Origin of the sequence: Aminobacter sp. SR38 (assembly GCF_014843375.1) — a bacterium.
In the GTDB taxonomy this organism is placed as follows: Bacteria; Pseudomonadota; Alphaproteobacteria; order Rhizobiales; family Rhizobiaceae; genus Aminobacter; species Aminobacter ciceronei.
Genome location: NZ_CP062112.1, coordinates 628,287 through 642,438, shown reverse-complemented (window position 1 = coordinate 642,438; position 14,152 = coordinate 628,287). Strand labels below are relative to the sequence as shown.

Sequence of the window (14,152 nt, the reverse complement as noted above, 5' to 3'; positions counted from 1 at the left end):
CGTGGGTCGCCTGTCGAGGGGCTGTCAGAGCCGCATCAAGTTGCCGGCCCGATGATCAGGGCCGCGCGATAGGCCGGTTCGCCATACCAGGCCATGCGGTCGAACATGGCATGGCGGATCGGCAGATCGACGACATCGGCGGCATTTTCGAGCGCATCGACCTCGAACCATGGGTCGTTGACGAGGAAATGCTCCTCGCTCACCGCATGGGCGACAACCCAATGTGGGGCGGTGCGGCCATGGGTCTCGCGTTGGTCTACCAGGACCACAGCGATCGAACCTGACGCGACGGTGTCTCGTAGCTCTCCGATGGTGAAGGCGCGCAACTCGACCTTGATGCCGGCATCGAGTACGCGGGTCTTGAAGTCGGCCTGGACGAACTTCATCAGCTCGCGCTTGGCTTCGGTGTTGCCGCGATCGATGAGGATCGCCTCGGATGTGCTCATGAACACCTTCACCGCGTAACCGCGCGATGTTGCCGAAAGCGCCAGGCCGTAAGGATCGCAGCCGCCAGGGCCGTCCATCGACACCACCGTCGTCGCCTCGCGCCACATCGCCAGCTCCAGAAGGCGGTCCATGCCGGACGAAGGATCGAGGCCGGCAAATGCCATCATCAGTGAGGCAGAGCCGCAGGTGAACCCGGTTGTCTGGGTGTAAATCGGCGTCCTGGAACTCGCCGTTGGCCCGTCGTTCCGCAGCCGGCGCTCCGAATATGTAGCACCGGGTCGCGCCGCAGCGATACCGGCAAGCCCTCTCAAGCTTGTGGGGATGTCATCTTCCCCCGAGGCCGCGGCGATGCGCCAGGTCAGGATATCGCTGTCGAGGGACAACTGCTCCAGCGCCGATACCAATTCGCTGCCGACGGCGTTGTGGTCGGTGTCATCGGAATCAACCCAGAAATGGGATAGCCGCAGCATCGTTGCCGTGCGCCGCCGGCGCCCGATCAACAAACCGACGATTGCATCGGCCCGGCGCGCAATGAAGACGATGCGGCCGCGCGCGGACTGGCTTGCCGCAAGGTGCTCCGCCATGGCAGCCGGCAGCCCTTGCGGTGCTTCGTGGCCGTCGAGAAGTTGCGTGACGTTGATGGGCTCGGCCATGTTAGATCCTTGGTGTTGCAAGATGGGCCAGGCAGTCGCCGCGCACGACCAGTGACGGGTGCCGCTGGCACACGACGATGCCGGAGATCTCGAAATGCTGAGGTGTAGCTGGGCGCGCCGGATCGTCCACCGCATGGACCATGCCGCAGAGGGCGCCTGCCTCGATGCGGTCGCCGAGATCGGTCATGGGTTCGAACACGCCGTCCTCGGTCGCGTAGACATAATAGTCGCGGCCAAGCACCTCGAACTCGATGGCGGGAGATGTGGGCTCGGCGAATGTCTGCTCGACCATGCCGAAATGGGCGAGCAGGCGCTGGATACCGTTTTCGATCAGCGCCAGGCCTTGCCGCGACACCGTCCCGCCGCCGCCGAACTCGCCGCCCAGCGAGATGATGCCCTGGCGATTCGACTCCGAAGTCGAGAGCCGAGGATCGGGGCTGTAACCCCAGACCTGCAGGTGCGGGGCGCCGAAGGCCCGCGCCGCTGCCAAAGCGCGATTGTCTAGGTCCGGATCGCCGCTGCGGCGGGTGGAAACGAACGGAAGATAGTTCAGCGACGAGCCGCCGGCATGGAAATCCTGATAGAAATCGGCAAGAGGCAGCAGCACGGAGCTGACATAATCGGCGATGGCTGCTGTCGGTCCGCCCAGGGGATCGCCCGGATAGGCGCGGTTGAGATTGCCGCCGTCGAGCGGGGACACACGGCTGCCGGCAAGGGCTGCCGGCGCATTGAGCATCGGCAGGACGATCAGCCGTCCGTTGATCGAGGCGGGATCGATGCTCTGCAAAAGCTTGGTCAGAGCGATCTGGCCTTCATATTCGTCGCCATGGGTGCCGGCGGTGAGCAGCATCGTCGGGCCCTTGCCGCCTGCGACGACCCCGACCGGGATGGTGATCGTGCCATAAGCGGAGCGATGAACCGAGTGTGGGAAATGCAGATTGCCGATCTGCTTGCCCGTTCGTTCATAGTCCAGCCGTGTCCAGATTTGCGTCGACATCTTCAGTTGTTGCTCATGCGGGAGTTGGATTTGGCGGCCGCCTGGCGATAGAGCGCCAGCAGCCGGGTCGTTTTCGGCGCGTGTCGTGCGCCGGGTGCGTTTGCCTGAAAGGCGGGAATTTCCTGCCAGCGGTGGCAAGCCACCAGCCGCCCGTCACCGCCAGGAGAAAGGGCCGGGATATCCCGTCGGCAGCGCTCGATCGCAAACGGACACCTTGGGTGGAAGCGACACCCCGAAGGTGGATCGAGCGGACTTGGCATGTCGCCGGCCAGCGCAACGCTGGCCTGGCGCGCGCCCGGCCGCGGCACAGGTGCGGCGGCTAGAAGCGCTCTGGTGTAGGGGTGCAACGGCTGGTCGAAGATCGCCGCCTTCGGCCCGATCTCGACGATATTGCCAAGATACATCACCGCAACGCGATGGCTGATGTGGCGGACGACGGACAGGCCATGGGAGATGAACAGGTAGCTCAGGCCCAGGCGATCCTGAAGGCTCTGCAGCAGGTTGACGATCTGTGCCTGAACAGAGACATCGAGCGCGGAGACGGGCTCGTCGCAGACGATCAGCCTGGGTTCGACAGCAAGCGCGCGGGCAATGCCGATGCGCTGGCGCTGACCACCGGAGAATTCGTGCGGATAGCGCCCGGCATGCCGCTTTGCCAGGCCAACCAGGCCAAGCAGTTCGGCGACCCTGTCATTGGCGCTTTTGCGGTCGGCCAGCCCATGCAGCAGCGCAGGCTCGGCGATCAGTTCGCCCACGGTCATGCGTGGGTTGAGCGAGCCGTAGGGGTCCTGGAAGATCAACTGGATACGCCGGCGCATGGCGCGCTGTTCGCCGGCGGTCTGTCCGGACAGTTCCTGGTCCTCGAACAGGATCCGGCCCGAGCTCGGCGCGGCCAGCCCGACCAGCATGCGTCCGGCTGTCGACTTGCCGCAGCCGCTTTCGCCAACCAAAGATAGGGTTTCGCCCGGGGCGATGCCGAAGCTTATGTCATTGACGGCGCTCAGCGTCCGCTTCTGCCATGGCCAGGCGCCTGCGACGCTGAACGTCTTGCTCAGCCCTTCGACTTTCAGAAGTGGGGCAGATGCATCGGTGGGCGACGTCATTGTTGTCCTCCCTGGGTCAGGGTTTCCAGGAGAGGTGCGCGCCAGCAGGCGGACAAATGGCCCGGCCTGACGGTCTCAAGCGGCGGCGCCTCAATCGCACAACGCTTGATGGCGAAGGGGCAGCGTGGCTGAAACCGGCAACCGGCGGGCAGCGCCAGCGGATCCGGCATACTGCCTTCGATCGGCGTCAGCGTTTCGCTGTCGCCGTCGATCGAAGGCATCGAGCTGAGCAGCCCGATCGTGTAGGGATGCTCCGGACCATCGAAGAGATCGGTGACCGGCGCGATCTCGACGATCCGGCCGGCATACATCACAGCGACGCGGTCGGCCATCTCTGCAACCACGCCGAGATCATGGGTGATCAGGATGATGGCCGCACCGCTGTTCGCCTTGAGCTCGCGCATCAGGTCCAGAATCTGGGCCTGCACGGTGACGTCGAGCGCGGTCGTCGGTTCGTCCGCGATCAGCAACTCCGGCCGGCAGGCCAGCGCCATGGCGATCATCGCGCGCTGGCGCATGCCGCCGCTGAGTTCATGCGGATAACTCTTCATCCGCGCCCGGGGCGAGGGGATGCCGGTCAATTCCAGCACTTCGACCGCACGGGCGCGCGCTGCCGCCTTGCCGACCGCCTCGTGCAACTGGATCGCCTCGACGATCTGGTCGCCGATCGTCTGCACCGGATTGAGCGATGTGTTGGGCTCCTGGAAGATCATGCCGATGCGGCCGCCGCGAATGTCTCGCATCGCGTGCGCCGGCTTGGTCAGCAGGTCATCGCCACGAAACAGGATCTCGCCTGTAGTGATTGCGCTCGGGACCAGCCGCAGCAGCGAAAGCGACATGACACTCTTGCCCGAGCCGGACTCGCCGACAATCGCCAGCGTTTCGCCGGCACGGACGCTGAAATCGACGTCGTCGACGGCAGCCACCGTGCCGCCGGCGGTATGGAAGCCGACCCGCAAGCCGCGGACCGCGATGAGGGGTATGTCTTGGGTCATCGCTGCAGCTTCGGGTCGGTGAGGTCGCGGAACGCATCCCCCAGCAGGTTGCAGGAAAGCACGATCATGAAGATCAGCAGGCTGGCTGCGGTCGAGACATGCGGTGCCAGGAATATGAAGCTGCGGCCTTCGGCGGCGATGCTGCCGAGCTCCGCCGTCGGTGGCTGCAATCCAAGGCCGAGGAAGCCAAGGGCTGCGGCCAGAAGGATCGTCTCGCCGAATTGCAGCGAGCAGTAGACGACGATAGGAGCGGCACAGTTGCGCAACAGGTAACGCCGGATCAGGGCGCTGTCGGAAAGGCCGATCACGCGGCCGGCATCCATGTATTCGGCCTGCATCACCGAGGCGGCGGTGGCACGGGCAACGCGGGCGATGGGCGGCGCCGCAGACAGTCCGAGCGCAATCACCAGGCTGTCCATGCCAACGCCCAGCATGGCCGCCAGAGCGAGGCCAAACAGGATCGACGGAAACGACAAAAGGATGTCGACCAGCCGCATCAGTGGTCCCTCGAGCCTGCGGTAGAAGGCGGCGGCCAGGCCGATGCTGGTGCCGATCAGGCTGCCGACGACGATGCTGGCAAAGCCAAGCGCAAGTGTCGTCCGGGCGCCGTAAAGCAGTCGGGTCAGCAGATCACGTCCCTGGGTGTCGGTGCCCAGGAGATGGTCGCCACCCGGCGGGCGGAGCCGCATCCTGAGATTGGTGTCGTAGGGATCGAACGGCGCCAGAACGGGTGCCAGAATGGCCGCAACGACAATGAGGACCAGGAAGATCAGGGCGATGAGTGCCAGGGGATCGCGGGCGAGGCGCCGGAGCAGATGCGGTCGCGAAGCGCCGGCGGTATTTACCGTCTGGAGGGCGGTTGTGTCAGTGCTCATCGGACCTTGCTCCGGATGCGGGGATCGAGCAGGCCGTAGAGCGCATCGACGACGAAGTTGACCACGATGAAACCGCAGGCCAGCACGAGGATGCAGCCCTGGGCCATCGGAAAGTCGCTGGAGACGATGGAGCCGACCGCCAGCCGGCCAATGCCGGGCCAGCCGAAGATGGTTTCGGCGATAACCGCGCCACCGAGCAGCGAGCCGATCTGCAGGCCGATCAGCGTCACGACAGGTATCAGAGCCGTGCGCAGCGCATGTCGTGTGACGACGCGGAACTCAGACGCCCCCTTGGCGCGGGCGGTGCGGATGAAGTCGGCGCCCAGCACCTCGACAACCGCGGTGCGGGTCATCCGCGCCACCGGCCCGATGAAGATCAGCCCCAGCGTCAGCGCCGGCAGGGCGACATGGTGCAATCCGCTGAGCGTCCAAAGCGGCCCGCCCCGGCCTTGCAGCGGAAACAGCTGCCAGCGGAACGCGGCGAACTGCAACAAAAGAAGCCCGACCCAGAAAGCAGGGACGGAAACGCCTGCCACCGACAGCGCGGTGACGGCTCGGTCGAAGACCTGCCCACGGCGCATGGCGGCAAGCGTGCCAAGCAGGATGCCAAGCGGGACCGCCCAGATCAGACTTGCCACCATCAGTTCGATGGTCGGCCCAAGCGCCGTCATAAGCTCTCCGGCGACCGGCGCGTTGTTGATGATCGACCGGCCGAGGTCGCCTTGCATGACACGCAGCAGATAGAACCAGAATTGCATCATGATCGGGGCGTCGAGGCCGAGCTGGCGCCGGATGTCTTCGATTTCGGCAGCCGTACCCGACGGTCCGGCGATGATGGTGGCGGGGTCTGTCGGGATGACCTGAAGCATCAGGAAACCGACCAGAAGCACACCGAGCAGCACAGGTATCGAGGTCAACAAGCGCCAAAGGAGCTGTCGCGTCACGTTGTCTTCTCCCAAGCGGGCATCATTTCAAGGTTTCGGGGCTGGCCCGAATCCTGGCGTTCGAGCGGTCCACCGCATCGGCAGTCATGCCGGGCGCGGTGGACCGTCGCCGTCATTTTGCCAGCTTGAGGTCCAGCCCGTTGTATAGGGGCGCACCGCTGATGCCGTGCGGCTTGAACGGCGCAACGCGCGACCCGGCCACCACGACCAGCTTCTGGTTGACCAGAGGCTTCCACAATACGGCGTCGTGGATGATCGCCCCGGCCTCGGCGAAGGCGGCAAAGCGCGCTTCCACTGAGGTCGCGCGGTTGCCGGCGTCGATCAGTTGATCGGTCTTGGGATCGTTCCAGTTCATCCGGTTGGGCGTCGGCATGTTCGACGACAGGAAGTACAGGTTCATGGCGTCGCCCGCGCTCAGATACGGATAGCTCATCTGATACAGGTCGAAATCCTGGGTCTTCAGCTTGCCCCATACGATCGTCGGATCGTAGAGCTCGACCTTCAGTTCGACGCCGATCTTGCGCAGATCACCCTGGATGGTCTCGGCCATCTGCTTGTCTGAATCGCCGGTGAAGCCATAGAAGATCAGCGACAGAGGCTTGCCGTCCTTCGTGCGGACGCCGCCGTCCTTGGAGACCCAGCCTGCCTCGTCGAGCAGCGCCTTGGCCTTTTCGGGATCATAGCCGAATGCGTCCAGCTTCATGTCAGGATTGAAGTCGCGCGCGGCCTCCGAATAGTAGGACCTAGCCGCCTCGGCCTCGCCGAAGAAGATCGCGTCGGCGATGGCGCTCTGGTCGATTGCCAGGCTGAGCGCTTCGCGGACGCGTTTGTCGCCCAGATCGGGGCGCGTGATCTTCATGCCGACATAATGCGTGCGGAAGCCCGCTTCGGGCCGCAGCAACTGGATCGAAGGTGTAGCCTGCAACTGGGAGATAGCCCAGGCGGGCACCGCGAAGGACACGTCGCCTTCGCCGGTCTGCAAGGCGGCGGCAAGGGTCGCCTCTTCCGGAACGATCTTCCAGACGATTTTCGCCACCTCTGCCGGTCCGGGATTGGTCATGAAGGAAGGCCCCCAGCGATAGCCTTCGTGGCGGGTCAAAACGGTCTGGGTGCGCGGGGTCCAGGACTGGAAGCAGTACGCTCCGGTGCCGTTGAAGGCGGCGACGCCGAAATCATCCTTCAGTGCGGTCGCCTGGTCCGGATCGATGATGATGAAGTTGAACTGCGTCATCTGGTACAGCAGTTCCGAATAGGGCTCCTTCAACTTGTATTCGACGGTGTAGTCGTCGAGCGCCTTGACGCTTTCGACCTTGCCGGCCTTCCATTTGCTGACGCCGGGAAAATCCGGATTGAGCCAGCGATCCATCGTGCCGACCACTGCCTTTGCGGTGAAAGGCTTGGCATCGCAGAAGCTGACGTCGCGGCGCAGGTGAAAAGTGTAGGTGAGGCCATCGGCGCTGACCTCCCAACGCTCGGCCAGGCCGGGGCGGAGGGTCTTGAGATCGCGGTCGAGCGTCACCAGCGTTTCGCCAACCATGTAGAGGATTTCGGCCGCGGCGAGCGCGGTGGAGCGCTGCGGGTCGTAACGGTCTGCATCGCTGATGCGCAGGACCACTGCGGTATCAGGCTCCTGCGCCATGGCAGCCGTCGTTGCCAATGCCAGCGAAAGCATGCATCCAGCCGCTCGTTTTCCAATCATTCCCATCAGCTCACTCCCCTTTGTCTTTGGACGCCGTTCCGGCAAAGCTTCGGCCTGCGTCAAGCCGCCTCCCTGGAAGAAACGGCCTGGCGTCAAAACCGAGATCGAAAATTTCCGGCGTCGTGATTGGAAGAGTAGAGTGGCCGGCGACGGTCGTTCAAACGATAAGATCGCGTCAATTCATTCCTCTACGGAATGAACTGTCGTTTCGAGCTGACGTGGCGTGTGGTCACCGACGGTCCGTGGCCGTTTGGACGCAGCCACCTCGTCCAAGAGCCACTGCCGGAAGGCCTGTACCGCCGGCAAATGGCTCTTCCGTTCCGGACAGACGAGGAAATAGGATTCCGGGCTCTTCATCGGCCGGCCGAACGGCGCGACCAGCGTGCCGTCGGCCAGTTCGACCTCGATCATGAACTTTGGGACGATCGCCATGCCCATGCCGCTGATGGTCGCCTGGATGATCATCTCGAACTGTTCGAAGCGCACGCCGTGGAAGGGATTGACCGTGGTGTCATCGGCTCTTTGCAGCCAGTCCTTCCAGGCGCGTGGCCGGGCCCGATGATGCAGCAGGGCGACCCGTCCGAGATCGGCAACGCTGTTCACCGGGCCGTCCGGCGCCATCAGCGAGGGTGCGCAGACTGGAATGACCTCTTCTTCCATCAAACGGTCGGACAAGCCACCGGGCCATGGCTTTTCGCCGAAATAGATGGCGACGTCGATGTTTTCCTCGACCAGGTCGAACGGCCATGTTCGTGCGGTCAGGTTGAGCGCGATCCTTGGGTGGCGTGCCCGGAAGCCGCCGATGCGGGAGGCGAGCCAGCGCGAGCCAAAGGTCGGCAGCGTGGCGATGTTGAGCATGCCGCCGCCGCCTTGGAAGGCCAGTGCCTCCATCGTCGCCGATTCGAGGATCTCCAGGGCCTCGCGCACCCGGGCGAGATACAGCTGCCCGGCCTCTGTCAAAACGATGCGCTGCCGGATGCGTTCGAACAGGCGCAGGCCGAGGAAGGATTCGAGTGACTGGACCTGCTTGCTGACCGCGCTCTGCGACAGGTTCAGTTCTTCGGCGGCGCGGGTAAAGCTCGAATGACGCGCCGCCGCCTCAAAGATCGTCAGCGAGGGTAGCGAAGGCAAAACGCGGCGCATGACGATTCCGAACTGGGCACTGCAATGATGGCGGCGACTATGGATTGCTTGTCGCTGCGCCGCAATCGGGCCAGCGAGATGGCGTCCCCGCGGTTCAAAGTACAATTTTTGCGAGGATCGCGGCGGCCGAACCTATGATCGACACCACCATGAATATGGCGGCGACGGTCTCGATGCCTGACGTGCTTACCCTTTGAGGCACCAACCGCTCGAACGGATCCCCCGATGAGAAGACCTGCAGTCGGTCGTACCACTGCAATCCGTGATCAATAACGCTGAACCACATTTTCGTTCGCCACCCAATGGCGCCAACGCTTGGAGCGCCGGCTTGCGTGGCAGCAATACGTCTCGGCACATAGGGTTTCGAGGTGACCACGGCGGCAAGAAAATCAAAATGTCATAAGGATTTGGCGGCCGCGGTTCGTTGGCGGTCCTCAATCAACGAGACCTATGAGATCCGGCGGCGGTAAGGGGCCGTGGCGCAGATTTACGCGAAGAATTCAGCTGGTTAGCCGAGTGCCTGGGCGACGAGGGTGAATTGTGGGCGCGCGATCACGGCTATATGCGCGCTGGTTCCTGGGTCGCAGCAGTCATCAGGGCTCTGATGTCGCCTTGCTACAGGGCAGCTGGTGCTGAAGTTCTAGCAAAGAACGCAACCAGCAGATCGCTGACCTCGCGAGGCTTGTCCACTGTCAGCGTATGTCCGGCCTGTGCCAGCAGCGAAACTTTGCAGGCTGGAGCATTGGCGCGGATACGCGCCGCTGCTTTGTTGACGTCGTAGAGCGCATCATCTTGCCCCAGCAGGAACAGGGTTCGCGCCGGCAAACGTTGCAGATCCTCTGCTGACAGCCTTGGCGGCGGCGGTGGGCTCTGCCGCTGCGACTGCCAGCGCGTGACGAAATCCTGCATGACCAGCCCAGTCGGTTGCGGCGCGTGCGGCGATGAGATCAGGCGAAAAAAGCTGCGAATCCTGGAGTCTGTTGGAGCAATGGTCGCCACAACCGCCCTCAGCATGAAGCTCAAACGCAGCGGCTCGATATGGGGCGGCGCGAGCAATGCCAGTCCTGACACGCGTTCGGGGTGTTTGAGCGCAAAATCGGCGGCCAACCATGAGCCGAAAGACGCACCCGCCAGCGCCGTTTGTCCAAGACCGAGGCCGTCGAGCACTTGCGCCAGCCAGCGGACATGGCCGCCCGATGCATAGGCTGGTCGCGCGCCTGTGCTCCTGCCGACGTCGCCGATGATGTCGAGAGCATAGACGCGGAACGTCGCAGCGAGCGCAGTGATGTTGTGAAACCACATCGTCGCGTTGCCACCCCCGCCATGCAGCAGCACCAGCGGAGACGCCGTCGGATTGCCGGAAGCGATGAGATGGGCCTTGCCGAATTCGGTATCGATGAAACGGCTTTCATAAGATACCGGCCATCGCGCCAGCAGTGCATCATAGTCATCAAGAACCCTGTCCCTGGCCGCGTCGGATTTGAAGGGCGACTGAACTGGCATCAGAAATTCTCCCAAAGCTTGCGGCGGCAGCCAAAGCTGCTTCATGCTGTCGAGTTGTTCGAGGGTGTAAAACAGCTTCAATTTGCTCATATGGCGCCATCAACATTGCGAGTTCATTGCGGTTCTTGCCTTGCCAACTGCCGATGCACACACCGTGGATTGTGAAATGCACCGTTCCGCGGACGAGGCGAATGCGCCCGGCCAAAATCAAGGATCTGCAGGGGCTATTGCGAAAGCCTGATCAATCAGACAGGCAGTCGCTTGGCAGAGAAAGCCGCATTTCGAAGAGACGCGGCCTGCCTTTCCAATGTCGCGTCAACGGCTTTCGCTTCCGGCTATGACGTTGCCTTGCCCAGGGCCTTGCGTGCGTCCTCGACCAGCCAGGCCGGGGCGCTGACGCCGGGCTTTGCGGGCAGGTAGACAAGCTGGATTGGCCCGCCTTCCTCAAGCTCTGCCCATTTGCTGCTGGCCACCGTAGCCGCCCGGCGATGCTCGACCCCGTCGGCTCCGACATAGGAAAAGGCGATCCGCCGCCCCATTGATCCGGCCTTGCCCGACCCGGTGCGGAATTTCCTGACCACAATGCCTGTCACCGGCAGGCCATGACGCGCCAGCTCACCAAACTGCATGCCGCGCCACACCAGCGCGCCGACAATGGCAAGCGTGATGATGATGACCGGCAGGAAGGCATAGAGGAGAAAGCCCATGGCGGCAGTCTAGCGCCGAGTTTGGGGGAGGCAACGTGGAGATGCCGATGTCGCCTGGGCGATGCCATGCCGGCAGTTGCCGCCTTGTCAGGTCCGGCACTTTGCACATCCAGCCGCGAGGCCAGAAATCATCGCAATATCAGAAGGAAAATGGTGGGCGATGACGGGCTCGAACCGCCGACATCTTCGGTGTAAACGAAGCGCTCTACCAACTGAGCTAATCGCCCCAACCGGGCGGACCAATAAGCGGTTCGCCTGTGATCCGCAAGTTCAAATGCATGCCGTTGCGGCAGATCGAGGCGTCGGAAAGCCCGGTTTTGTGGACATCGAAAAATAGACGACAAAGTTTGTCGATTATCTCTTCGATGTCGCTTGACACTCCCCATCGAACCCCGTAATTCACCGCCAACGACGCGGCGCCCAGCGCCAACGTCCAGAGCGCGGGTGTAGCTCAGTCGGTTAGAGTGCCGGCCTGTCACGCCGGAGGTCGCGGGTTCGAGCCCCGTCACTCGCGCCAGTTTTTCAAAGGCTTAGCCTTTGCCGACTGATCCTCTAGATTAAGGTTTCAATGCCTTCCCTGAAGGTGCCGGGAACCGAGGATCCATCCCAATCTCCACACATATCCGCGCAGCCGCATATCGTCGATATGCAACTGCGAATCGCGTCGATGGAACGGTCCATCGCCGGCGATTCGTGCCGGCAGGAGAATCACCCCGTGGGGCTGTTTTTTCGCTCGCGCCTTTTTGGGGAATGATTCTCTGCTACGGGCAGATTCGCCGAGCACACCGCACGGGATGCACGAAGCGCGACAGGGTGGATGACCGGCGGCTGCCTCGGCTCAGAGATACTGGCCGAGCTTCTTGCCGATCTTGATGAAGCGCAGCGGGTCGACCGCCTCGCCGTCGCGCCGCACTTCGTAGTGCAGATGCGGGCCTGTCGAGCGGCCGCTGCTGCCGACCTCACCGATTTCGTCGCCAACCGCGATCTTCTGGTCGGGGGCGACGAGGATCTTGCTGAGATGGGCGTAGCGTGTGGTGAAGCCGCCGCCATGATCGATCTCGACCATGCGGCCGTAGCCGCCGTTCCAGCCCGCCTTGGTGACGATACCTGCGGCCGTGGCGCGCGCGGGTGAGCCATAGGGGGCGCGGAAGTCCATGCCGGAATGTAGGGCGGGCGTGCCGATCAGCGGGTCGGTGCGGATCCCGAAGGTGCTAGAGATCGAGCGGCCGGCGGCCGGATTGGCGAGCGGCAGCTTGCGTGCTTCCGTCTTGAGGCGGTCCAGCATGTCGAGCGCTGCGTCGAGTTCCTTGACCTTGCTTTCGAAGGCGATTGGGCTGTCGAAGGCCATCGGGTTGTCGAGCGGCACCAGCGGGCCACCCACGCCCGTTTTGCCGAGTTCCCCCGATTTTTCCGTGGAGACGGGCAGGCCTGCATTCTCCAGCGCGTCGGTGATCGCACCTGCGGTCTGGTAGGCGTTATCGGCAAGTGCGCCGATGCGCTTTGCCTGATCGTCCTCGATGCTGCGCAGCGACTTGTTGATGGCGACGAACAATTTGTCGGCCCGGTCGGCCCGGCTTTCGCCATCGGGCTCGGCGGTCCGTGTCGACCAGAACGAGAACGGGCGCACCGCAGCAGTGTCGGCCGCCGCGTAGGCGATGGGGTGGTCGATCGTGGGCGTGATGTCGGCGCGTTCGTCTGTCTTGCCGGCGGGCGCGGCGTCAGTCACCTCTGAGGCCGCCGCCTTGTCGAGGACCGGCCCAAGCCTGACATTGCGCTGGCTGAGCTGCGATTGTCGTTCGAGCAGCTCGCTGACCTTGGTTTCCATCAATTGCTGGTCGAGCAACTGGCGGCTGGTGATGCGGTCGACCTGGGCGCGCAGGGCCGAGATACGGTCTTCGTAAGCGTGCTGCATGCGCGCCTGGCGGGCGGTCGCGGCACCGATCAGGTCGTCGCGCAGCACGAGATAGGACGTGGCCGTGAGGTAGCCAATGGCGATCGCGGCGAGTGCCGAACCGGCTGCTGCGGCCACCCATGGGCGTATTGTGAAGTGCCGGATCTCGTTGCCGCGTGCAATGATGACGGTATGGGGCTCTTTGCGCCTGCCGAAAACGGCGGCCTGATTTGCTGCTTTCACCGGACCGAACTCTCATCACGAACAGCGACAATCCGATTACACATTATTAGGGTTAACAAAGCTTTGCCCGCATCGGCCCGGCGGCCTGCTTTCCGGATGGGCAAAGACAAGAAAAACCCGCCACAACAAGATATGGCGGGTTCCTGTCTGTCCAAGTCATGCGATGATAATCTTGCGCCGGATTTGATAAGGCGAGACTATACGCGACCGGACTTTATTCTGATATTGTCGACTGGCCCCGATCTAACGTAGGAAAAGCCAGAGCAGGATGATGATGGGGATGGGAATGCCAAGCATCCAGAGGATGACGCTGCGGAACATCTTTCTTCTCCCGTTGATGGTCGTCTGGATGAGAACGTCGGGAGCGGGCATCGGTTCCGCAGCGCGCGATTTTCGCTAGAGCGCCTTCACCGCCTCCAGCACTTCGGCGGCATGGCCTGATACCTTCACCTTGCGCCAGATTCTCGCGATCTTGCCGTCGGCACCGATCAGGAAGGTTGAGCGTTCGACGCCCATATACTTTCGGCCGTACATGGATTTTTCGGTCCACACGCCATAGGCCTCGAGCGCCTTTCGCTCTTCGTCGGCAACCAGATCGATGCCAATTTGGTGCTTGGCCTTGAATTTGTCGTGTTTCTTGGCGCTGTCGGGCGAAACACCGATGACCACCGCTCCAGCCTTTTCGAACTGAGGCTTGAGTTGGGTGAAGTCGATCGCCTGGGCGGTGCAGCCCGAGGTATCGTCCTTGGGATAGAAATAGAGGACAACAGGTTTGCCGCCGAAGTCGGAAAGCGTCAGAATGCCCCCGCCGTCGCGCGGCAGCGTGAATTGCGGGGCGGTTTGGCCTGTCTCGAGTTCAGACATATCGATACCCTTGTTTGAAGTTACGGGGTGAGCCGGCAAGGATGTCAGGTTAAGAATGCCGGACTTGGATTCGTCCACGACCGAAACG

At 62.9% G+C, this 14,152-nt stretch carries 13 protein-coding genes and 2 tRNA genes; 1 reads left to right on the top strand and 14 read right to left on the bottom strand.

The window, feature by feature from the left end; all coding sequences use genetic code 11:
• Nucleotides 1-35: 35 nt before the first annotated feature.
• The 12 genes from IG197_RS03220 to IG197_RS03165 all read right to left on the bottom strand — a co-directional run bounded on the left by IG197_RS03220 (nucleotide 36) and on the right by IG197_RS03165 (nucleotide 11,293).
• Nucleotides 36-1,100 carry a peptidase C39 family protein gene (locus IG197_RS03220; protein WP_192316904.1) on the bottom strand — a complete coding sequence of 355 codons (1,065 nt, stop codon included), beginning with the start codon at nucleotides 1,098-1,100 and terminating at the stop codon, nucleotides 36-38.
• A gap of 1 nt (nucleotide 1,101) precedes the next feature.
• A complete protein-coding gene (locus IG197_RS03215; protein ID WP_192316902.1) occupies nucleotides 1,102-2,097 on the bottom strand; it encodes a succinylglutamate desuccinylase/aspartoacylase family protein in 996 nt (331 codons plus the stop codon).
• 2 nt (nucleotides 2,098-2,099) lie between these two features.
• On the bottom strand, nucleotides 2,100-3,200 hold the full coding sequence (locus IG197_RS03210) for an ABC transporter ATP-binding protein (RefSeq protein WP_192316900.1): 1,101 nt from the start codon (nucleotides 3,198-3,200) through the stop codon (nucleotides 2,100-2,102).
• On the bottom strand, nucleotides 3,197-4,195 hold the full coding sequence (locus IG197_RS03205) for an ABC transporter ATP-binding protein (RefSeq protein WP_192316898.1): 999 nt from the start codon (nucleotides 4,193-4,195) through the stop codon (nucleotides 3,197-3,199). The genes IG197_RS03210 and IG197_RS03205 overlap by 4 nt, the downstream gene beginning before the upstream one ends.
• Nucleotides 4,192-5,070 (bottom strand): ABC transporter permease, encoded by an 879-nt coding sequence (locus IG197_RS03200; protein WP_192316896.1) that lies wholly within the window; start codon nucleotides 5,068-5,070, stop codon nucleotides 4,192-4,194. The genes IG197_RS03205 and IG197_RS03200 overlap by 4 nt, the downstream gene beginning before the upstream one ends.
• On the bottom strand, nucleotides 5,067-6,014 hold the full coding sequence (locus IG197_RS03195; protein WP_165915944.1) for an ABC transporter permease: 948 nt from the start codon (nucleotides 6,012-6,014) through the stop codon (nucleotides 5,067-5,069). The genes IG197_RS03200 and IG197_RS03195 overlap by 4 nt, the downstream gene beginning before the upstream one ends.
• 112 nt (nucleotides 6,015-6,126) lie before the next feature.
• Nucleotides 6,127-7,686, bottom strand: coding sequence for an ABC transporter substrate-binding protein (locus IG197_RS03190; protein ID WP_192316894.1), 1,560 nt, complete (start codon nucleotides 7,684-7,686; stop codon nucleotides 6,127-6,129).
• A gap of 207 nt (nucleotides 7,687-7,893) precedes the next feature.
• Nucleotides 7,894-8,856, bottom strand: coding sequence for a transcriptional regulator GcvA (gene gcvA, locus IG197_RS03185; RefSeq protein WP_192316892.1), 963 nt, complete (start codon nucleotides 8,854-8,856; stop codon nucleotides 7,894-7,896).
• Nucleotides 8,857-8,950: 94 nt separating this feature from the next.
• On the bottom strand, nucleotides 8,951-9,142 hold the full coding sequence (locus IG197_RS03180; RefSeq protein WP_192316890.1) for a hypothetical protein: 192 nt from the start codon (nucleotides 9,140-9,142) through the stop codon (nucleotides 8,951-8,953).
• Nucleotides 9,143-9,471: 329 nt separating this feature from the next.
• Entirely contained in the window at nucleotides 9,472-10,449 is a 978-nt protein-coding gene (locus IG197_RS03175) for an alpha/beta fold hydrolase (RefSeq protein ID WP_192316888.1), read from the bottom strand.
• A 245-nt stretch (nucleotides 10,450-10,694) separates the two neighbouring features.
• Nucleotides 10,695-11,066 (bottom strand): DUF3592 domain-containing protein, encoded by a 372-nt coding sequence (locus IG197_RS03170; protein ID WP_192316886.1) that lies wholly within the window; start codon nucleotides 11,064-11,066, stop codon nucleotides 10,695-10,697.
• Between the two features lie 151 nt (nucleotides 11,067-11,217).
• Nucleotides 11,218-11,293, bottom strand: a tRNA-Val gene (locus IG197_RS03165).
• Between the two features lie 213 nt (nucleotides 11,294-11,506).
• Between IG197_RS03165 and IG197_RS03160 the strand changes: the two genes are divergently transcribed.
• Nucleotides 11,507-11,583 (top strand) — tRNA-Asp (locus IG197_RS03160).
• Nucleotides 11,584-11,904: 321 nt separating this feature from the next.
• Here IG197_RS03160 and IG197_RS03155 read toward each other — a convergent pair.
• On the bottom strand, nucleotides 11,905-13,200 hold the full coding sequence (locus tag IG197_RS03155; protein WP_192316884.1) for a M23 family metallopeptidase: 1,296 nt from the start codon (nucleotides 13,198-13,200) through the stop codon (nucleotides 11,905-11,907).
• A 396-nt stretch (nucleotides 13,201-13,596) separates the two neighbouring features.
• The gene (gene bcp, locus IG197_RS03150) at nucleotides 13,597-14,064 is read right to left on the bottom strand and encodes a thioredoxin-dependent thiol peroxidase (protein ID WP_067962714.1); all 468 of its coding nucleotides are present in this window, start codon (nucleotides 14,062-14,064) and stop codon (nucleotides 13,597-13,599) included.
• Nucleotides 14,065-14,152: the final 88 nt, after the last annotated feature.